The sequence below is a fragment of the Candidatus Cryosericum hinesii genome, from assembly GCF_003570985.1.
Taxonomy (GTDB): domain Bacteria; phylum Caldisericota; class Caldisericia; order Cryosericales; family Cryosericaceae; genus Cryosericum; species Cryosericum hinesii.
The window spans coordinates 91274-112610 of record NZ_QXIW01000033.1 but is presented as its reverse complement, the minus strand read 5'-3'; the positions used below and the strand labels follow the sequence as shown (position 1 = coordinate 112610).

Sequence of the window (21337 nt, the reverse complement as noted above, 5' to 3'; positions counted from 1 at the left end):
TCATGGATTCGGAGCACAGGCACGAAGCGGGAGCAAATCAAGTTCCCGGGCAGCTGAAGGGGTTCAGGATGACGAGGGATCGTCGGATCATTCTTCAGGTCCTTCGTGAGTCGGGCATTCCTTTGACAGCTGAAGACATTCTCGAGCGCGTGAATGCGACCATGCCGGACATAGCGCTGTCCACGGTCTATCGGACCCTGGATGAACTCGTCAGTCGCGGCAGCATGCAACGGACGCTACTCAGCAATGACGGCCACGCGTTCTTTGAGCTGGTGGGACACGCTCATCGGCATTACATGGTCTGCCTGGGGTGCCATCAGATGTTCCCGATCCGGAAGTGTCCTGTTGAGGATTCCGTCGACAGTGCGGCCGAGGACCTCGGTTTTGAGGTCACTGATCACAGCCTCGTGTTGTACGGATACTGCCGTCATTGCCGTTCTGGACGACAATCTCCAGGATCGGACCAGAGAATCAGGTGAGTTGCTCGGCGACGTTAGCCAACTCGTCGCGAATGGCAATATGCTGTGGGCACTTGTCCTCGCATGCTCCGCAACGGATGCAGCTATCAGCCGATGAACCTTCGCTCTTCATCTGGGCATATCTCTTGCGCTGCGTATCCCAGCTTCCGAACATCGACCCCTCATTGACAAGCTGAAACATGCCCGGGATGTTGACACCCTGCGGACAGGGCATGCAGTAGCTGCAAGCTGTACAGGGGACACGGATGAGGGCGTTGTAGGCATCCCTGACGCTTGCGATCAGGTCCAGCTCGCCGGGAGCCAGCATGCCGGTTGCTGACACGCCGGCAGCATCCAGATTCTGCTGAACCTGTGCCAGCGTACTCATGCCACTGAGCAGCAGCGAGACCTCGGGGTGGTTCCACACCCAGTCCAGGGCCCATTCGGCCGCCGACCGTTTTGTGGAGGCTGTGCCCCACATTGCTGAGATCTCTGCGTTTGGCACTGCCAGTTTTCCACCGCGCAGAGGCTCCATGACGACGATCCCCAGTCCCCTGGATGCTGCATAATGCAGTCCGTCGGTACCCGCCTGCGTTTCTTCGTCGAGGAAGTTGTACTGGATCTGACAAAATGTCCACTCCTGATAGGCATCCACGATCTCCCGGAAAACTGTGTTGGTGTCATGGAAGGAGAAGCCCAGATGACCGATGCGACCCTCCCGGATGCGTTCGTGCGCCCACTCGAGGACCCCGGCATCGCGCAGTTTATGCCAACGTGCAGCGTCGAGGGCGTGCAGCAGGTAGAACTCGACATGGTCGGTCTGCATGCGCTGCAGCTGTTCTTCGAACCGCCCGGTCATGTCCGCTTGTGACTCGATGAGCCAGGAGGGCATCTTGGTGGCAAGGTGCACCTTGCCACGGTAGCCTTCCTGAAGGGCTTTGCCGACGAGCGTTTCACTCTTGCCTCCGTGATACGAATATGCCGTATCGACGTAGGTGATCCCCCCGTCGATGCCGGTACGAAGCATCGTGATGGCCTGCTGTTCGTCGATGACCGAGGGATCTTCGCCAACAGTAGGCAGTCTCATCGTGCCAAATCCGAGTGCAGACGGTTTCCAGTCGAGCTTCCCGAACGTCCTGTAGTTCATGTGGCACACCCTTTCGCAGAAAGTGGTTCGTATTCCAATATATAACGTCGGACATCTCTGTCAAATTCGTCTGGTCCGTTGCAATACCGTTCAAAGGGAATAGACTGAATGTGTATGAAATCAGCAATTCACAGGCTTTTCAGGCAATATTCTCCCTGTGGGGCCGGTGCAAGGAGCTATGCATGAAGAAGAGAGTCGCCGTTGTCTTCGGTTCGCGCTCAGTGGAGCACGAGGTCTCTATTATTACCGCCGTTCAGGCGATGAATTCTCTGGACGAAGAGCTCTTTGAGGTCATCCCGCTCTACGTGTCCAAAGAGGGTGCGTGGTTCACCGGAGAAGCCCTGAAGACGATGGACGCGTTCCGTGATCTGGCCGGTCTTCCGGGCAAGGCACAACGCGTGCAGTTGCAGCCCTTTGCCGGAAAATCAACTTTTGTCGTGCAGGTCCCGCATAGAGGCTTCATGAGTCATGCTACAGATGTGGAGCCGCTGGCTGTCGACGTCGCACTGTTCTGCAACCACGGCACCAACGGCGAAGACGGGACGATGCAGGGCATGTTCGAGTTACTGGGGATCCCCTACACGAGCGCAGGCGTCACCGGTTCTGCGCTGGGCATGGACAAGGTATTTCAGAAGCAGCTGTTTGCGGCAGCCGGAATCCCGGTCGTCCCTTACGTCAGTTTCAGCAGGCGCGCCTGGCGTTCTTCACCGGATGACTGCCTTCGTGATGCCGAGCAGCACCTTCAGTTTCCCATGTTCGTGAAACCAGCCAACCTTGGTTCCAGTGTCGGCATCACGCGCGCGACGGATCACGATACGCTGCGATACGCACTGGAGGTCGCCAGTCACTTTGACCGGAAGCTGCTGGTGGAGCAGGCTGTTGTCGATCATCGCGAGGTTAACTGTGCCGTTCTGGGCAACGACGATCCAATGCCATCGGCATGCGAGGAGGTCTTCAGCTCACACGCCTTCCTCGACTACGACGCCAAGTACAAAGTGGGGTACAAGACCACGGCTGGGTCAGATAGCGGCCCCCAGAAGGCAGAGGCACGCAAGGTGCCGGCGGATCTCGGCGACGACCTTACCCATCGGGTGCAGGAACTGGCGTGCCGCGCGTTCACGACTCTCGATTGCCGCGGTGTTGTCCGGGTCGATTTTCTGATCGATGGATCTGGAGCTGTCTATGTTAACGAGATCAATACGATCCCAGGTGCTCTGTCATTCTACCTTTGGGAGGCTGTGGGCATGCAGTATCGGGACCTGCTCACGAACCTGATCAACCTGGCCTGCGAAGCATTCGAAGACCGCAGGTCGAACATCGTCAGCTACGATGTATCAGACATACTGAGGCTGGGTTCAAAGGGCAAGTCCGGAACCAGGAAGGTCTGACATCGTCTCATGGCGATCACGCTAGTCGACGGCATCACGCTTTCATATGTGGACGAAGGGTCTGGCGATCCCGTCGTGCTCCTGCACGGCTGGGGAGGTCAGGCAGCCAGCATGACGCCCCTCATCGTGGCATTGCGGGACACGTATCGGGTTCTTGCGTTTGACCTGCCGGGTTTTGGCGGAAGCAACCCTCCTCCAGTTCCCTGGGGTACGCCCGAATATGCCGCCTTTGTCGAGAGAGCAGTGGCCTCCCTGGGGATCTCGTGTGCGACGTACATCGGACACTCGTTTGGTGGCCGTATCGCCATATGGCTGGCGGCGTACGCGCCTGAAGCTGTCCAGGCTCTGGTCCTTATCGATGCCGCCGGCATCAGACCATCAGCGACGTTCAGACGGCGCATGCGGCGACTTTTCTACAAGACCGCCCAGACAGTCCTGCGTCTTCCGATCCTTGGAACGAAGGGGCCCGCGTTACGGGAACGCCTTGCCATGCGGTTTGGCAGTGCCGACTATCGGGCAACGACTGGCGTGATGAGGGCATCCATGGTGAAGACCGTCAATCTCGACCTTACCGCATGTTTTGGGGCCATCAAGACCCCGACGCTGCTTCTGTGGGGCGAGAAGGACGCAGCAACCCCAATTGCGGACGGACGAAAGATGGAACAGCTGATCAAGGGGTCCCGACTTATTGTCGTTGCAGGTGCCGGCCACTTCAGTTATCTTGACAGTCCGACATTTGTGAATGCGGTAGTCGGCGCCTTTCTCCATGGGACGCGACAAGGTGCGACAGGATGAGAGGTTTGGCTGAAGTCCTCGCACTACTGGCCGCCGGTACTGTGCTCGCCCTTGCCCTGGTAAGAATAGTCCACCTCCTTCATATGCTGCAGCTCGAGGAATACGATACCCTGCGGTTCGTGCGTTGGGTTGTCCTTCATATCGACCAGATGGCCGCCAATCCCATGCTTGATCTCCTTGGTCTCCTTGGGGTCGTCGTGCTGTTCTTGCCTTTTGAGTCGGTATCGTCGAAAGACGTCATCGCCTGCGGCCTATCGATCGCCGTCGGCCTGACAGGATTGCTGTGGGAACGCCGTCTCAGGGCACGAAGTCCAGTGAAGAAAGCTCTGGTCATGACTCCGCGTGCGCGACGCCTGCTGGCGTGTGCTGCAATCATCAGTCTGGGGATTTGTCTGATACTGCTTGCTCGACAGGCAAGACTCGCTCTCGCGATAGCCTGGCTCCTGCCGACGCTGGCTCCTGTCATCCTGGTTATCAGCTGCATGATCATGGAGCCCGTTGAGGCGTCGATACGGGACTGGTACGTCAGAGACGCCCGCAGGACCCTTGCAGGGTATGCTCCAACCGTCGTCGGCATTACCGGGAGCTATGGCAAGACGAGCACCAAATTCTTCACGGCGCACCTGCTCGAGGCACGGTACCGTGTTCTGATGACGCCTGAGAGTTACAACACGGCCATGGGTATCTGCCGGGTCATTCGCGGACAGCTCGGCCCTGAGCACGAGGTGTTCGTCGTGGAACTCGCCGAGAATGAGAAGGGTGGATTTGAGCATCTTCTCCGTCTGGTCCCCTGCAGTATCTCGATCGTGACGTCGGTCGGTTTGCAACATCTCGAAGAGTTCGGTTCCGAGGCTGCCATCCGGCGCGTCATGAAGGGATTCGTCAGCATGCCTGGGAGCGGATCCACGGTCGTCCTGAACGCCGATGATCCTGTCCTTGCAGAAATCGGGAGCGTACAGGGGAAGAGAATCCTGAGGGCGAGCGCAGGCGGATCGTTGTCATCTGACTTGCATGCCGAGAACATCGTGATGAGTGCTGACGGCCTGTCTTTTGATGTCGTGATGAATCAAGGTCAGCGGATCGCATGCTGTACAAAGCTGCTCGGCCGGCACAACGTTGAGAATATCCTGCTGGCGGTCGCAGTGGCGCGTGAGCTGGGGGTGTCCTGGAACGCTATCCAGGACGGTGTCGCCACGCTGCAGGCGCCACCTCATCGGCTGCAGATGATGGCCGGCGCCGGCGGCGTCCGCATCATCGATGATGCCTACAACTCGAATCCTGCCGGGTTTGCCATGGCGATGGAGGTGCTGGCCGCTTTTCCTTCGCGACGGGTGCTCGTCACTCCCGGGTTGGTGTCATTGGGAAAAGCAGAGGATACCGAAAACATCGAGGCGGGCAGGCGGGCGGCTGGAGCGGCGGACATGGTGATCCTTGTCGGTCCGAAAAAGACTCGACCGGTCCGCGAGGGATTGCTGTCGGCTGGTTTCCCAGAGACGAACATCCTCACGGCTCGTTCTCTCGAGGAGGTCACGGGACTCATGCAAAGCCTGCTGAAACCCGGTGATACGGTGTTGTTTGAGAACGACCTCCCTGACACCTATAATGAGTGATATGACGTCTGAGAGAGCGGTGGCTGGCTGTCAACCTTGAAGTTTGGATGCTTCTGAACACAATGGTAGCGTTTGCAGGCGAAAATCGGGATTTGGAGGCGGGAGATGGGAATCAAATCTGACACTTGGATCGCGGCCCATGCATTGGCTGGCATGATCGAACCGTTCGCATCAGATTGCCCCAAGGGCGTCGTATCATACGGCGTGTCATCCTATGGATACGACATGCGTGTGGCGGACGAGTTCAAGGTCTTCACCAATGTTTTCAATGCCATTGTCGATCCAAAGGCGTTCACCGGGCGAAGTTTCGTGGACATGAACGGTGATTCCTGCATCATCCCACCGAACTCCTTCGCTCTTGCGCGCAGTCTCGAGTACTTCCGGATTCCCCGGGATGTCTTGTGTCTTGTCATTGGCAAGAGTACGTATGCTCGAGCGGGTATCATTGTTAATGTGACACCACTTGAGCCCGAATGGGAAGGCTTCGTCACCATCGAGATCAGTAACACGACGCCACTCCCCGTAAAAGTCTACGCCAACGAGGGGATCGCTCAGGTCCTCTTCATGGGAGCAGATGACATGTGCAGCGTCTCCTATCAGGACAAGAAGGGGAAGTACCAGAATCAGACAGGTATCTGGCTGCCGCGGGTAGAGTAGTCATGAGGGAAATCGCGCGGAAGCTGGGCGTTTCCACAAGCACAGTGTCGCGGGCGTTCTCGAAACCGGAGATGGTGCGGCCGGAACTGCGTGAGCGCATCCTGGAGGTGGCCAGGGAGCTGGACTACAAGCCCAACCCTATCGCACGTGCCATGGTCCTTGGCCAATCCGATCTCATTGGACTGGTGGTTCCAGACATCACGAACCCCTTTTTTCCAGCTATCGTGCGAGGCGCGGAGGATGAAGCACGCAAGCATGGCCTGAACCTCATCGTCTGCAATAGTGACGGTCACGTGGCCAAGGAGAAGCAGTACCTGCATTCTCTGCATGATCTGACTGTGGCGGGAGTCATAGTGGCTAGCGCTTCCCGACGAGATGCATATGTAGCGGAGCTGGCGGCCGGCATTCCCGTAGTTGTCATGGACCGTAGACTCTCCGGGTCCCTGGTGTCACAGGTGAATGCCGACAACTATGGCGGGAGCAAGGCTGTTGTCGACTACCTGGCGGGACTGGGGCACCGAAAACTGCTGTATCTTTCAGGCCCTCCAATGATCTCTACAACTGAAGACAGGCTCAGAGGGTTCCGCGACCAGTGCCGTCTGCACCATATCAGTTTCGACGTCGTGCGTGCCGGTTTTGACATCGACGACGGCTACGGAGCTATGAAGCAGACCGAGTCCATGATAGATGGCACGACGGGTGTCGTCTGTGCCAATGACTTGTGTGCATTTGGCGTTCTGGCGAGACTTGCAGAAGTGGGTGTCCCGGTGCCGGAACGGATATCGGTCACTGGTTTTGACGACATCGCGTTTGCGAGGATCTTCAGTCCGTCGTTGACGACGGTGCGACAGCCGACCTATGAGATGGGGCGACGGGCAGTGAGAGCGATTCTCGACATGAGAGCCGGTCATGTGCCACGTCAGCCGGTGGTTCTTCCGACGGAGCTTGTGGTCCGGGATTCGACAGCTCTCCGGAATACTTCTGTAGAGCATTTTTCGACAACTATCTTGTAGTCGTGGTCGTATCATTCGGCAGCATCAACATGGACCTGGTTGTCCAGTGCGAGCGTGCGCCGGACCAGGGTGAGACCATTGTCTCGACTGGATGGCTCACCAACCCGGGTGGGAAAGGTGCGAACCAGGCGGTACAGGCTGCCCGACTGGGAGCGGAGACTTTCCTGGTGGGTCGTGTGGGATCAGACGCTTTTGGGCGGGACGTGATGAATGGGTTGTCGGCCTATGGAGTGGATCTTGGCGGCGTCATGGTGGATCCAGTCTTGTCGACAGGTGTTGCGTGTATCCTGGTGGAAAGGGACGGCGAGAATCGCATTGTGGTCGTCCCGGGCGCAAATGGTGCCGTCGGTGCCGCCGAACTCAAGACGCTGGACGGCTTGCTGCGGCCCGGGGTCGTCCTCCTGCTGCAGTGCGAAATCCCGTTTTCAGTCGTTCGCGAGGCAGCTCACGTGGCACATCTGAGAGGGGCCACTGTCATCCTCGATCCTTCGCCCTGGAGGTCCATCATACTAACGTCGGGGGTATTCGCCGATGTGGACTACCTCATGCCGAACGAGGGTGAGGCACGTGCGCTTGCCGGAACCACCGATCTCAAAGAGGCTGCAGCAGTCCTTCTGGGCTTGGGCGCACGGACCGTCGTCGTGAAGCGGGGAGAAAAGGGTGCATTTGCGGTTGGCGCGTTCGAGAGTCCTGAGGTGCCCGCCTTTTCGGTGGTATCGGTCGATACGACTGCTGCAGGCGATTCTTTTCAGGGAGCATTTGCCGCGTCGATAGACTTGGGGTTTGACCCCGACATGGCGCTCTACTGGGCGATGGCTGCGGGTGCGCTTACGGTAACGCGGCCGGGTGCTCAGCAATCGATGCCGGACGAAGTGGAAGTGACTGCGTTTCTTGAGGCAAGGCTGCGCAAGGAAGACTGGATGCCCAGAGCAGCAGATCTGAAGGACAAAGGAGAAGAGTCGACATGAAGAGAATACTGTGTATATTGCTTGCGCTCATGATCATAGGCCTGTCATTTTCCGGTTGCAAGCCGACAGCAACTGGTCCTAAGACCGACAAAGTCGTCTACCTCATCAATGGAGCCCTTGGCGACAATGCGTTCTACGATTCTGGCCAGAAAGGGATCGACAATATCAAGAGCCAGTATGGAGTCGAGACCAGAACGATCGAGTGCAACTTCGATGCAGGCAAGTACGAGCCCGGATTGGAGGCTGCTGCACAATACAGCGACGTCGTGTTCGTCATTTCCTATGCGTTCGAGGACAACCTGAAAGCGATGGCTGACAAGTATCCAGACAAGATCTTCGTCAACATCGACACGATCGTTCAGAACAGCAAGAACACGATAACCTCCATCAAGTACATCGAAGAAGAGAGTGCGTTTCTCGCGGGCGTCTGTGCCGGTCTTACAACGACAGATATGAGCATCAAGAATGTCAACGCCGACAAGGTCGTCGGCGTTGTCGCAGCGGCGGATGATCCCGTCGTGATGGCTTTTGTAAAGGCCTATGAGGACGGTGTGCATTATATTGACAAGGCCATCAAGGTCGAGCGCGTCGTGCTCGCTGGCATTTGGGATGACCCGGCCAAAGGCAAGCAGGCCGCCCTTAGTCTCTATGACAAGAAATGCGATGTGGTATTCCAGGTAGCTTCTGAAACCGGCCTTGGTGTTCTGCAGGCAGCCAAGGAGCGTGGTCTGTACGCAATCGGCGTCGATACGAATCAGAACGATATCGAACCCGGTTACGTCATCGCATCGGACATCAAGGACGTGGGCAAGACCATCGAAGATGTCTACAAGACGATCAAGGACGGCACGTACAAGCCGGGTCAAGTTCTGAAGTACGGTATGAATACTGGTACTGTTGATTTGGTGACCGAGGCGAAGGTGCAAGTTCTTCCGCAGAGCATTCTCGATCGCATCAGTAAAGTCCGTCAGCAGATCATCGACGGTACGCTCGCGGTCACCAAGTACCAGTAGGACGGGCTGTTTGTGGCACGTGACGTCCTGATCGACCTGCAGCACATCACCAAGGTGTTTCCCCCGGACACCGTCGCGCTTGCTGACGTGTCGGTATCGTTTGAATCCGGCGAGATCCACGCGCTGGTCGGAGAGAACGGAGCTGGGAAGAGCACGCTCATGAAGGTGTTCTATGGCCTCGAGCGCCGAGACGCAGGGGACATTTTCTTCAGGGGTGCCAAGGTCGAATTCAGGACGCCACGTGAAGCGATTGCCGCCGGGATAGGTATGGTGCACCAGGAGATCCTGCTCATTCCGGAGTACACGGTATGGCAGAACATCGTCCTGGGCGCCGAGCCCGTCAGCGCTTTCGGGACAATCGATGTTCATAGGGCGCGTGAAGCAGTGCGCCAGAAGATCGAGGAGTTTCAGTTCAACTTGGATCCTGACACACTGGTAGGAGATATCTCGGTGGCTGCACGCCAAAAGGTCGAGATCCTCAAACTACTCTACCGGAATGTCTCCGTGCTTGTTCTGGACGAGCCGACGGCGGTTCTGACACCTCAGGAGATCCCCCAGCTGTTTACCGAATTGGCGCGTCTCAGGGACAAAGGACACACGATCATCTTCATATCTCACCGGCTGGACGAGGTCCTGACCTTGAGCGATCGGGTGACCGTCATGCGGCGTGGCAAGATCGTAGGTACGTCCGCTGCGTCTAAGCTCACGAAAGAGGATCTGGCTCGGCAGATGGTGGGAAGAGAGGTCCTGTTCACATCGCGGCGCCAGCCTCAGGAACCCGGAGAGATCGTCTTCCGTGCGCAAGGGCTGAATTGCAGCGACACCGAGCATCGCGCAAGACTGCATGACGCAAACGTCGAAGTGCGTGCCGGCGAGATCGTGGGAGTGGCCGGCGTCGAGGGGAACGGCCAGTTCGAGCTGGTGAACGCAATTATGGGTCTGGTCCCAATGACATCAGGGACACTTGAGGTGAAGGGGAAGGATATTACGCATGCCGACATCCTGACCAGACGGACGCTGATTGCGTTCGTTCCTCAGGACAGAGGAAAGATGGGTGCGAGTTTGGCGGCGTCCATTTTGGAGGATGCCATTATGACACACCACATCCTTGACCCACGGTTTCGCACGTGGAAGGGGCTTGGACTCAACTACCGGCATGCAGCCGAGTTTGTTGATCAGATTCGAGACCAGTTTGCTGTCAACATGGGGCACTTATCGGATCCGTTCCATTCGCTGTCGGGAGGCAACCAGCAGAAGGTGATTCTTGGTCGTGAGCTATTGCTGGAAACGCCGTTCGTCCTTATGGACCAGCCGACGCGAGGCTTGGACGTCGGTTCCATCGAATATGTCCATCAGCTGCTCCTGGCCCTGCGAAGCAAGAAACGGGCTGTCCTGTTGATATCGGCCGACCTCGACGAACTCTTCATGGTGGCCGACCGCATCGTCGTCATGTGCCAGGGCGACGTGGTCGCGGACCTTGCCACGGACGCGACGAATGGTGAAGAGGTCGGGTACTATATGCTCGGGGGAAAAAAGGATGCTGCACATGCGGAAACAGACTCTTAGCGGGATTCTCGGCGTCCTGGCTGCGTTCGTCATTGGAGCGCTCGTGCTGGCGCTTCAGGGGTTCAATCCGGTTGCGACCTACGGTGCACTGCTCCAGTACTCGTTGTTCAGTGCGTCGGGATTCACTGCTACGTTGACGCGAGCCGTTCCCCTGATCCTGACAGGACTCTCAGCTTCGATCGCGTTTGCTTCCGGCCCCGTGAACCTTGGACAGCCGGGTCAGCTCGAGATGGGGGCCTTGGGTGCGACACTGATCGGGTTGTTCGTCCATCTGCCTTCGGCATTCCTTATCCCGCTGTGTATCCTGGCGGCTCTTCTCGGTGGGGCGCTATGGTCGGGGCTTGCAGCACTGCTCAAACGTGCTTTCGCCATGGATGAGTTCATTGTCACGCTCATGCTCAATTTCATCGCTGACTACTTCGCATTGTGGGTCATCACGTACCCGCTGTTTGACCCCTCAGCTTCGAGTCCCATGACCAGATCCATCAACACCGCTGCATGGCTGCCCGATCTGGGAGGGGTGAACACAAGTGTATTGTTTATGGTGCTTGCAGCAGTTATCTGCTGGCTAATCATGAGTAGAGGCCGCAGTGGGTATGAATGGCGCATGACCGGACAGAACCCACTGTTTGCGAGGATCGGCGGATGCAAGGTGGACGCCAACTATGTCCGCGTCATGCTGGTCACCGGAGCCCTCGCGGGGCTTGCCGGAGGGCTGATGATCATGGGTGGCCCCCATCGTTTTGTCAAGGGGCTGGGCGCTAACTATGCCTGGGACGGTATCATGATTGCAGTCGTAGCCAGCAATGGCATCTCGGGGACGTTCCTCTATGGGTTGCTCTTCAGCGCGTTACAGCAGGGCGCCATAGGCATGGAACTCGTCACTGCCGTACCTTCGGAGTTTATCGATGTACTGCAGGCAGTCATTGTGCTGGTCGTCGTGGCGGGCAGGGTTTCTCTGAACATGGTGTTCGACCGGCTGGCGACCAGGCGAAAACTGAAGGAGAGCGCGCGATGAACGTCCTGTTCGGGCTTGTCTCAGCCATGGTTGTCGGAGCCACGCCGATCCTGCTGGCGGCCATTGGTGGAACATTCACCTTCTATGCCGGCATCTTCAACATCGCCATGGAAGGAATGATGCTGGTCGGTGCGTTCTGTGCCGTTCTCGGGTCGTTCTTCCTGCACAGCTGGTTCCTTGGCGTTCTGTGCGCGATAGCCGGGGCGCTGATCATGGCCGGCATTTTCATTCTGTTTGCCGTGAAACTTCATACGGACGAATTCCTGACAGGCATAGCGCTGAATCTGTTCGCGGTGGGCCTGACGACGTTCTTGTTGCGCGATATTTTTCACGTCAAGGGAGCCTTCACCGATGCCGGCATCCGCGCGATTCCATCCGTGAAGCTGCCGTTGATTGACGGAATCCCCTTTCTGGGGAGGTTGCTGAGCGGGTACAACCTCATCGTCTACGTCGCCGTCCTGGCAACCGTGCTCTCCGCGTTCGTCATCTTCAGGACTCGTTTTGGGCTCCGGCTCCGCGCTGCAGGCTACAATGCTGTGTGTCTGAATTCGAGTGGCGTTCCGGCATCGATGATACGTATCTGGTCGCTCATTGTGTGTGCTGTGTGCTGTGGTCTGGCAGGTGCGTACCTCTCTCTTGGGTATGTGCGGCTGTTTGCCGAAAACATGTCAGCTGGGCGCGGCTGGATCTCGCTGGCGGCCGTCATTCTGGTCAGTGGAAATCCTTGGGGCATCGCGGTCATATCGCTGCTGTTCGGGTTCTTCGATGGTCTGACGGTATTCCTGCAGGGCAGTCGGATTCCTACCCAGTTCACGGCCATGATCCCCTATGTCGCGACACTCGGTTCCCTGTACCTGTATTCCGTTCGCAAGAAGAGGAGGCAGGCATGAGAATCAAGGCATGGCAAGTGGAACGTGACATACGGCGTTCTGCCGTTCCGCTGGACCGGCGCCTGCATCCAAGCAGCTGGTCTGAGCAGACCGCAGCCGAGAAGGGGCAGGATGAGATGATGTTCATGCTCTGGGAGAGTCGTGTGCCGGGATCAGGTGCTCCGGAGTGCCTCTATCGCGGGGCAGCTCAGTCGATGGAGAATCAGGGCTTCGATGAGAGTGTGGCAGTATCGCTTATCCCAGAAGGCTTACGCTTGGCTCGCAGTGGAGACGCTCCTGCGCTGCGCATACTCACCGCTCATTACCTCGACGCACTGTTTGCTGCACCGCAGGACCCCTTGTGTTCCTACCTCGGGTTCGAACACCCGGTTTCGTGGGACGAAGTTCTGTCTCGCCTGCCCGCGGCTGGCACGCCGCAAGACGAGCAGCCGGATAGCGTCGAGGAGAAGGCATTGACTGGATGGGTCGGCCAGCTTGCGGGTGGTGCATTTGGCACTGCCATCGAGGGATATACGGGCCAACGTATCTCAGAGGTCTATGGCGACGTCCGTTCCTATGTCACAGATCCCGAGACGATGAACGACGACGTTGTCTATGAGCTGGCGTTCCTTGACGCGTTCGAGTCACATGGACGCGGTCTTACGTCGCAGGACATTGCCGACGAATGGTTGCGGCAAATACCTTTTGGCTGGTCGGCAGAATGGATTGCTATCCAGAACTTGCGTGCTGGTCTCACTCCGCCCGAATCGGGAAGCTACCGAAATCCGTATTCGGATTGGATTGGTGTTCAGATGCGCGGGATGATTTGCGGCATGCTGGCGCCGGGGCGACCACTTGAGGCGGTAAGGCTTGCTCATCTCGACGGGGTCGTGTCCCATGCAGCAAACGGCGTGTATGGGGGCATGTATGCGGCAGCGCTAACGGCCCTCGCTTATGTGCGCGATGATCCGCGTGTCGTTGCGGTCGAAGCGGCGGGATATCTCCCTCAGGGGAGCGAATACGCCGCCGTCCTGCACGAGTGCCTGGACATGGTCACGCGGGAATCGGACGTCTCCTCGGTGCTTGCATGGGCCGAGCAGCGGTTTGAGCAGTACAACTGGATCCATGCCTACCCGAATATGGCGGCGGACACCATTTCACTCTGGTATGGTGGTCGGGATATGACGGAATCATTCGCCCTGTTGGCGCGTGGCGGACTCGACATTGACTGCAATGCCGGTCTCGTCGGAACGGTCCTGGGCGTGATGGGTGGAGTTCCTGCCGTGTGGGCGGACCCCATCGGTGATCGGCTCGAAACGTATATTCCAGGTAAAGAACGACTCTCGATCCACGCCCTGGCGGAGCGAACGGTGCGGCTGGCTCGTGGCATGCTTTAGTATCTCAGGGAGGTAGATTCCATGGCACAGTTTCACTTGAAGTTTGAGGCAGAGGACCTTGCGCCGCACGTCATGCTGGTCGGCAATCCCCAGCGAGCCGAGCAGGTGTCGAAGCTGCTCCAGGATGCTCGCCTGGTCAATGAGTACCGGTATCTGCTTGTCTTCACGGGGATATATGAGGGCGAACGGCTGTCGGTTGCCACGACGGGAATGGGGGCCCCATCGACAGCAATCGTCGTGGAGGAGCTGTGCAACCTTGGGGCGCGTGTGCTGCTCAGGGTTGGCTCGGCCGGGGGCATTGCGTCGGACGTCGACGCCGGCGACCTTGTCGTTGCCACGGGGAGTATCCGTGACGATGGAACGTCGCCCCAATACCTTCCACTGTCGTTCCCGGCTGTGCCGGATGCCGACCTCCTTCGCGTCACCATGGAAACAGCCCGGGACGTTGTTCCGACGGCGAAACACGGAATCGTCATCAGCAGTGACGCATTCTACCGTAACTACGACAAGGACAAGATGAGCCTGATGATGCAGTCGGGTGTCAAGGCGATCGAAATGGAAAGCGGGTGCCTCTTCATCGTCGGTCAGTTCCGTGGCGTCCGCACGTCTGCCCTTTTTGCTGTTGACGGTAGCGTCACGAAGGATGCGATCAAGCCGGAGAGTGCCGAGGGCCTGTTCAAAACAGCCGAGGAGCAGAGCATTCGCATCGGCCTCTCTACGCTGGTCAGGGCATCGAAAGCGGGATTGTAGGCGCCTGACGCCTGGTCGACAGCAAACGCCCCGGACACCATATGCCCGGGGCGTTTGCTCTGAGTCGTTGTGCCCAGCCATGAATCGACTACCAGCGAGCGTAGTGGTCCTCGGCCGCCCCCACGAAGTCCGTGATTGCTATCGGATCTGAACCTTCTGACGTCACGGTACCACTGTACCGACCCACGAGCTGATGGATATGACTTTGGAGAGGGCCGGCGTCTGTGTACGACTGACGATCCACCATCGGGATGAACGACAGATCGACGCGCCCATCGGAACTATTGACGTGCCAGGGTTGCATGATGTGAGCCTGATCATACGTGAAGGAGACGAGGCCCAACTTGGTGAGATGCCCGTCGACCACCACGGCGTTCTCGTTGTCACCCCCGTCGTGAAAACCACTGCACAGGTTGAAGCCAACCGTCTGACCCTGCCGTGTCCGTCCTGAAGCTGTCGCCCACTTCCATACTGTGACACTCTCGAGGAAACCCCGACTCCAGTCCAATTCGCCCAGTGCTTCTGAACGATTACACTCCCATCTCTCCTGTCCAATACGGATAGCCCCCGTAGCAGGCATGCAGGTTACCTTGGTCGTATAGGCGAAGCGTCCGTTCCTCAGGGGGTCGACGACACTCAGGGACTCGAGTTCCTTGGGCCAGCCGAGAAGCAGGTCTGCGTGGAGGTCCTGTTGCCCGTTGAATCGGGGCCAGTCGACGGTGACGTGTTTGCCTTCTGGCGTCATCTCAAACTGGAGGTACTTGGAAGTTCCTGCGCGGGCGCTGGTCGTCCCCTGGCGGGGATGGTTGGCCAGGACGACGTCGGTTCCGAAGGGGATGTTCGATGTGCGCTCCAGCAAGACGTTGCGTTCAATATCATACAGGTATGCGGTGAGGTTGGCCAAGTATCCCAGGTGGGCAATCTGCGCTGCGAAGAAGACTGTTGGTGTCGCGACGTAGAAATATTCCCACCGCTTGAGGCGCCACGTACTGAAGATGTGTCGATGCACCGACGCAGCAGCTGCCATGTTCACGTCGAACAGCGGTTGCCTGGCCCATCCGAAATTGATCAGGCCGTTGCCGTTGATCATCGAAAGCGGTTTGATGTGCTCGCCCACTATTTCCTCCAGTCTCAGTCTGAAAAGGCTAGACCGAATGGTGTAGTTTCGTGGCTTCTTCCGGCAATGAGGCTGCGGCTATTCCATCCAGGAACGGATTTTCTTCTCTGCGTCGGCCAGTCGGTCGCGTTCACGTTCGTCGGTCGTATAGCTGGAATAGATGTGCAGTACCGGGCGGTCCCTGTCAGGCAGCACGAGGGTGTACCCATCTTCCTCGCGTTCCTTGACCCCTTCGACGAACTCCGCAGTGTCACGATAGAGCTCGCTCATGCGGCGCATGATGGTCCCCTTGGACTCCCACGGGCACGGCAGTTCGAGGTGGCTGGGATCCCGGGCCGGCGTCTCCTGCTTTAGCGCGACGAGATCTTCCCCTGTTTTGGCAAGCGTCTCAAGGAGAAAACCAATGGAGAGCATACCGTCATAGAAAGGGACAGCACGGGAGAAGATGAAGCCTCCCAGGATGTCCGCGCCAGCGTCGGTATTTGTCGCTTCGTGGATGATGTTGCGTGGCAGCGTCGAGCACCAGTGTACATCGACACCCTGATCCCTGACGTACCGTTCCAACTCGATGGATGCCGTAATGGGAAGGGTAACCGAGTTCAGGACCCCGGACCGATGTCTGGAGCCAATTATGAGTGCCGTGGCACGGGTATCAGAAAGGATCTCACCACTCCGATCCACGAGAAAGATCTTCTCGCCGGAGGCGTCCAGGATCACGCCAAACGATGTTCCCAGCGACTTGACCATGGAAGACAGCTTGCGTTTGGCGTCCCGGAACTCAGACGCCGTCCTCACCGCTCGTCGCCCGTCAGTGTAAGCGTGCAGTGAGATGATCTCGAGGCCAAACTCTCCTGCAATGGCAGGGAAGAACTGGACGGGAGTGCCATACGAGTAGTCGATGACAAACCGGATGCCGGAGGACCGGATGGCGGCTACATCCAGAGTGCTCAGCAAGTAGTCACGGTACGACTCCACCACACGAGGCGGAATATCGATAGTCCCCACCTCTTCGACGTCGGCGCGTGCAAATTCCTCACGGAAGAACAGGCGCTCGATGGCTCCTTCCTGCGTGGTGGAAAGATCGAACCCTGATCGGTCATAGAATCGTATCGTTGTGAGTCGACGGTCGAATGGTGAACGCATGACGTGAACGCCACCGCTGCCCGCGAAGGACTTTACGGTGAACCGTGCCAGGGGCACTGGAGCTGCCTGGAGGTCCATGACGCGTACGCCGGTGCTCATGAGGCCTCCGATGAGCGAACGTTTGAGCATGCGTGAAGACTGGTGGTCGTCGCGCGCAGTGAAAACGACCGAACCCTTGCCAAGGAACGTACCATAGGCACAGCCCAGCTTGGCACACATCTCCGGAGTGACTTCGACGTTGTTGACACCGACGATGCCATAAGAGCCAAACAGGGCTCTTGACCAGGCCTTGCCCCAAACGACGTTGCTCGTGACGGTAGAGCCTGGTTCGACAGTCTTGCCCGGCCAGATCTCGACCTGGGACTTGAGGACAGATCCTTGACCGATGATGCAATCGTCAGCCACGGTATTGTCACCCTCGAGAAGGACGTCCTTGCCAATGTGGACGTTTTTGCAGACGATAGAGTTAAAGATACGGGCTCCCGACTCCACGACGACGCCGTCCCACAGGACTGAGTTATCGATGTTTGCTCCACTCTGGATAACTGCATGGTCGCCAATGAAGGAACTGCGTACGCGTGCTTCGCCGATAGTCGTGTCTTTGCCGATAAGGACTGAGCCGTCAAACCCCTTGAAGCTCGAGATCTGGCTTCCTTCGCCGACCCAGACATCATTGCCGATGCCACCGATGCGTTCGCCTTGAGCCTCAAGGTCGACCTTTCCTTTCAACACGTCTCCATGCGCGTGTTTGTACTCGCGGATGTTGCCGACATCGCGCCAGTAACCCGGAGCGATATACCCGAACAGCGGCTGATTGTGCGCCAGCAGGGAGGGAAAAAGGTTCTTCGAGAAGTCGACCTCCTTGTCCTCAGGAATGTCATCCCAGACGGACGGCTCCAGGACATAGATCCCTGTGTTCACTGTGTCAGAGAAAACCTCTCCCCATGATGGTTTCTCAAGGAAGCGTACGATATGCCCTTCGGAGTCGGTGATGACAATGCCATACTCCAGAGGGTTCTCCACTCGTGACAGAGTAATTGTCGCAGCTGCCTTGTGTTCGCTATGGTACTGAACTGCCTTGGTGAGGTCGATATCAGTGACGATGTCGGCCGCAATGACCAGGAACGTCTCCTGCAGGCTAGCTCGCGCAAGCCCAACAGCTCCAGCGGTTCCAAGATCCTCCTGACTGGTGACATACTCGATCTTTACACCGAAATCGCTGCCGTCACCGAAGTAGCTGCGTATGGCATCGGGCTGGTGATACAGGATGACAACAAGATCATCGAACCCGTGCTTCTTGAGCAGTCGCATGATGTGCAGCATCATGGGGCGGTTGGCGAATGGAACCATCGGTTTTGGAAGATTGACTGTCAATGGGCGTAACCGCGTACCAAAACCTCCTGCCAGAATGACTGCTTTCATGAGGACGCCTCCATGGAATGGTACAATGCGAGATATTCGCGCGCGCTAGCTTGCCAAGAGAAGTCGCAGGCCATGCCAACGGCCTGGATACGTCGGAACGCGTCACCGTCAGTGTATAGCCTAACGGCACGTCTCACGGCGTCAAGGAACTCGGACGGTGTCACGCCATCGAAGCTGATGCCGTTCCCCGTTCCTGTCTTGGGATGGACGTCCTGGACCGTGTCCTTCAGTCCACCTGTTCTTCGTACCACTGGGACGCTTCCATAGCGGAGGGCAATCATCTGTGACAGGCCGCACGGCTCGAACCGCGAGGGCATAAGAAAGAAGTCTGATCCGGCATACATGCGGTGTGCCAGACCCTCGTTGAATTTCTGGCTGAACACGAAACGCCCGGGATAGGCGGCAGCCTTTGCCACGAGAGCTGTCTCGATTTCGGTGTCGCCCGTACCGAGGACCATCAGGTTTATGGGAAGCGACATCATCTGGTCAAAGGCGCCGAGCACGAGGTCGACTCCTTTCTGGGCAACCAGTCGAGACACCATGACGAACAAAGGACGGTCAGGTTCTGCCGTGAGTCCGGTTTCCTGCAATAGACTTTCCTTGTCCTGTGCCTTTCCAGCCAGCGATGAGGGACTGTACATATGAGGCAGTGCTCTATCTGCGGCAGGATCCCAATAGGAGCAGTCGATACCATTGAGAATGCCACTCAGGTGCTCACGCCGCGTAGCCAGAATGCCGTGGAGCCCGAAACTGTACTCCTCGGTCCGGATTTCGCGGGCGTATGTCGGAGAAACAGTATTGACTTCGTCGGCCCAGACTATGCCCCCCTTAAGGTAGTTCACATTGCCGAAGAACTCGAGGCCGTGGATGGTGAAGACTGAACTCGGCAATCCGATGTCAGGGAGGATCTCGGGGGAAAAGAGTCCTTGGTAGGCGATATTGTGGATCGTCAGCAGGGTCTTCTCCCGGTGCTTCGGATAGAGGACGCTCAGATAGACGGGGAGCAGTGCGGCTTGCCAGTCATGCACGTGGATGACCTCAGCGCCGCCAAGTGCGACGATGGTCTCGAGTGCGGCGCGCGCAAAGAAGGCGAACCGCATCCAATTGTCTGGATAGTCACCTCCGCGCGTATTGTAGAGGCCGTCACGGTCAAAGAACTCGTTCTGAGCGATGAAGTAGGTCTGTTGATGGCGAAGGACCGTGTACGGAAGGGCCCTGTCACCCATCGCCAACGTGCCAGTCATCACCTGCTCCAGCGGAAGGTTTTTTGCCATGATGGTCCGATAGAATGGCAGAATCAGGAACGTGTCCGCCCCGAGCATGTGCAGAGCGGCAGGAAGGCTGCCTGTAACGTCTCCGAGACCACCTGTCTTGACATAGGGCGTTCCTTCCGAGGCCACAAAGAAGACTTTCACAGCTCTACCTTACGCAGGAACTGGGCACTTTCCTCAACGACAACTTTGCGCAGTTCCGGCATTATGCCTTCCATATCTCGTTCAGACGTATATGCTCGAACACAGGATCATCCGATCCTGCCTGACTCGTCGGGATCTGATCCGTGTCCTCGATAGCTGCAAACAGCGCACGTACCTTGCGGTGGTGCTCAAGGAATCTCGCCGTGCCATAGGTGCGCGCTTGTGCAGTGGTGATCATGAAGGGCCAGTCCGAGCTCTCTTCCAGAAGGATCTCACGCAGCAACGCGTCCCCCGTCTGGCCGTGGAGCTGAGGCAGAAGGTCGACGAAATGGCGCTGGTCGTCGTGGATGTTGTCCCAGATCCACGAGGTCTCGGGGTTCATCCAGGTACTGTGTCCTCCCCCTGAGCCCCAGCTGGATTCGCGCAGCCGCCCGAGGGGCAGATTGCGCTCGGCCAGTACTGCTGTCGGGGCGACTGCCGAGATGGATTCCTTCGCAGCCAAGTTGCGGAGCACGGCGCCAATCCATTCACGCCCCTCATACCACCAGTGCCCAAAGAGTTCGGTATCATAGGCCGCCACGATCACGCCTGGGTCACCAGTGAGCCTCTCTCGTTGTGCCGCGAGGTCCCTGACCAGTGAAGCGAAATGCTGGCCATGTTCTATGGCGCGCTTGCGCGCTTCGTCTGGTCTGTAGAGTTCCTTTGCTCCCAGATCCGTCTGTTTGCTGGTAATGCGCCAGTACTGCCACCCCGAACTTTCGCACCGCTTGTGGAACTCGCGATAGGAGCCATTTCCGGGATAGCCGAAATCACGTGACCAGACCTGCTTGCTTGTTGCGGGGTTACGCAGGAAGACTGCGACGTCTGCGCCGATGTTCCATGGTGTCCATGGAGCCTCAGTGCTCGTTGCAACGGGAATGTGCACGTTAGTGTGTTCCTGTCCCGTGCCGGCATCAAATGTGGTTGCATCCGCAATGAAGTAGCGCAGGCCCTCCTCGGCCAGAAGACGCTCGACACCTGGGATATAGCCGCATTCCGGCAGCCAGAATCCGGTTGGCCTGCGTCCCATCCAGTGTTGATAAACCGCAACTCCAGTGCGGATCTGTAGCCGCCGGGATTCGTCGTTGCCAAACAGCGGCATGTATCCGTGTGTGGCGCATGACGTCAGAATTTCTAGGCGACCGCTTTCCTGCAGCCTTGCGAAGGCCTCCAGCAGATCGCCGCCCAACATGTCGAACTGTCGAAGACGCTGATCCAATTCTTCACGATAGAACATATTCAGGTCGTGAGCTTCTGGAGTATCCGGAAGACGTGAGACGTCCTGTTCCAGGGCCTTGCGTTTTACGTCGACCCACGTTCGGAAGCTGTCGACAAATGCGGGGGACTTGAGCTGTTCCATGAGGATGGGGGTTATGCCAAGAGCAATGGTCCCCGGCACGTTGTCATGGTCCAGTCGTTCGAATTCCTCGAGGAGAGGAAGGTACGTGTCGAGGGCAATCTCATGCAACCACTCTTCACCGAAAGGCCAGCGTCCTTTGCCAAGGACGTAGGGCAGGTGCGAATGCAGAACCATGACAAAGCGACCATTCAT

At 57.7% G+C, this 21337-nt stretch carries 18 protein-coding genes; 13 read left to right on the top strand and 5 right to left on the bottom strand.

Going from position 1 to position 21337, the window contains the following annotated elements:
* Window positions 1-2 precede the first annotated feature (2 nt).
* The gene (locus tag SMC3_RS08625) at window positions 3-479 is read left to right on the top strand and encodes a Fur family transcriptional regulator (RefSeq protein ID WP_119088118.1); all 477 of its coding nucleotides are present in this window, start codon (window positions 3-5) and stop codon (window positions 477-479) included.
* On the opposite strand, the gene SMC3_RS08620 is transcribed toward SMC3_RS08625, so the two are convergent.
* A complete protein-coding gene (locus SMC3_RS08620) occupies window positions 472-1605 on the bottom strand; it encodes an aldo/keto reductase (protein WP_119088117.1) in 1134 nt (377 codons plus the stop codon). The two genes, SMC3_RS08625 and SMC3_RS08620, sit on opposite strands and share 8 nt — an antisense overlap.
* A 182-nt stretch (window positions 1606-1787) precedes the next feature.
* On the opposite strand from SMC3_RS08620, the gene SMC3_RS08615 reads away from it, so the two are divergent.
* From SMC3_RS08615 to SMC3_RS08560, 12 genes are all read left to right on the top strand, one after another.
* A complete protein-coding gene (locus SMC3_RS08615) occupies window positions 1788-2993 on the top strand; it encodes a D-alanine--D-alanine ligase family protein (protein ID WP_119088116.1) in 1206 nt (401 codons plus the stop codon).
* Window positions 2994-3002: 9 nt separating this feature from the next.
* Window positions 3003-3788 carry an alpha/beta fold hydrolase gene (locus SMC3_RS08610; protein ID WP_119088115.1) on the top strand — a complete coding sequence of 262 codons (786 nt, stop codon included), beginning with the start codon at window positions 3003-3005 and terminating at the stop codon, window positions 3786-3788.
* Window positions 3785-5398, top strand: a complete 1614-nt coding sequence (locus SMC3_RS08605; RefSeq protein ID WP_119090064.1) for a Mur ligase family protein — start codon at window positions 3785-3787, stop codon at window positions 5396-5398. The genes SMC3_RS08610 and SMC3_RS08605 overlap by 4 nt, the downstream gene beginning before the upstream one ends.
* A 105-nt stretch (window positions 5399-5503) precedes the next feature.
* Window positions 5504-6055 carry a dCTP deaminase gene (gene dcd / locus SMC3_RS08600; protein WP_119088112.1) on the top strand — a complete coding sequence of 184 codons (552 nt, stop codon included), beginning with the start codon at window positions 5504-5506 and terminating at the stop codon, window positions 6053-6055.
* Window positions 6056-6057: 2 nt separating this feature from the next.
* Entirely contained in the window at window positions 6058-7068 is a 1011-nt protein-coding gene (locus SMC3_RS08595) for a LacI family DNA-binding transcriptional regulator (protein WP_119088111.1), read from the top strand.
* A gap of 2 nt (window positions 7069-7070) precedes the next feature.
* Entirely contained in the window at window positions 7071-8036 is a 966-nt protein-coding gene (locus tag SMC3_RS08590) for a ribokinase (RefSeq protein WP_119088110.1), read from the top strand.
* Entirely contained in the window at window positions 8033-9049 is a 1017-nt protein-coding gene (locus SMC3_RS08585; protein WP_119088109.1) for a BMP family ABC transporter substrate-binding protein, read from the top strand. The genes SMC3_RS08590 and SMC3_RS08585 overlap by 4 nt, the downstream gene beginning before the upstream one ends.
* Window positions 9050-9061: 12 nt before the next feature.
* A complete protein-coding gene (locus tag SMC3_RS08580; RefSeq protein ID WP_207799166.1) occupies window positions 9062-10615 on the top strand; it encodes an ABC transporter ATP-binding protein in 1554 nt (517 codons plus the stop codon).
* Window positions 10596-11633: an ABC transporter permease gene (locus SMC3_RS08575; protein ID WP_119088107.1), complete on the top strand. Its 1038-nt coding sequence runs from the start codon at window positions 10596-10598 to the stop codon at window positions 11631-11633. Before SMC3_RS08580 ends, SMC3_RS08575 begins: the two co-directional genes overlap by 20 nt.
* Window positions 11630-12523: an ABC transporter permease gene (locus SMC3_RS08570; RefSeq protein ID WP_119088106.1), complete on the top strand. Its 894-nt coding sequence runs from the start codon at window positions 11630-11632 to the stop codon at window positions 12521-12523. The genes SMC3_RS08575 and SMC3_RS08570 overlap by 4 nt, the downstream gene beginning before the upstream one ends.
* Entirely contained in the window at window positions 12520-13899 is a 1380-nt protein-coding gene (locus tag SMC3_RS08565; protein WP_119088105.1) for an ADP-ribosylglycohydrolase family protein, read from the top strand. The genes SMC3_RS08570 and SMC3_RS08565 overlap by 4 nt, the downstream gene beginning before the upstream one ends.
* 21 nt (window positions 13900-13920) lie before the next feature.
* Window positions 13921-14649, top strand: coding sequence for a nucleoside phosphorylase (locus tag SMC3_RS08560; protein ID WP_119088104.1), 729 nt, complete (start codon window positions 13921-13923; stop codon window positions 14647-14649).
* Between the two features lie 88 nt (window positions 14650-14737).
* Here SMC3_RS08560 and SMC3_RS08555 read toward each other — a convergent pair whose 3' ends face one another.
* From SMC3_RS08555 to SMC3_RS08540, 4 genes are all read right to left on the bottom strand, one after another.
* Window positions 14738-15766, bottom strand: coding sequence for a DUF2804 domain-containing protein (locus tag SMC3_RS08555; protein ID WP_119088103.1), 1029 nt, complete (start codon window positions 15764-15766; stop codon window positions 14738-14740).
* Between the two features lie 78 nt (window positions 15767-15844).
* Complete coding sequence (locus SMC3_RS08550; RefSeq protein ID WP_119088102.1) at window positions 15845-18331, bottom strand: sugar phosphate nucleotidyltransferase; 2487 nt, start codon at window positions 18329-18331, stop codon at window positions 15845-15847.
* Window positions 18328-19746 carry a glycogen synthase GlgA gene (glgA, locus tag SMC3_RS08545; protein ID WP_119088101.1) on the bottom strand — a complete coding sequence of 473 codons (1419 nt, stop codon included), beginning with the start codon at window positions 19744-19746 and terminating at the stop codon, window positions 18328-18330. The genes SMC3_RS08550 and glgA overlap by 4 nt, the downstream gene beginning before the upstream one ends.
* 61 nt (window positions 19747-19807) lie before the next feature.
* Entirely contained in the window at window positions 19808-21337 is a 1530-nt protein-coding gene (locus SMC3_RS08540) for a 1,4-alpha-glucan branching protein domain-containing protein (protein ID WP_119090063.1), read from the bottom strand.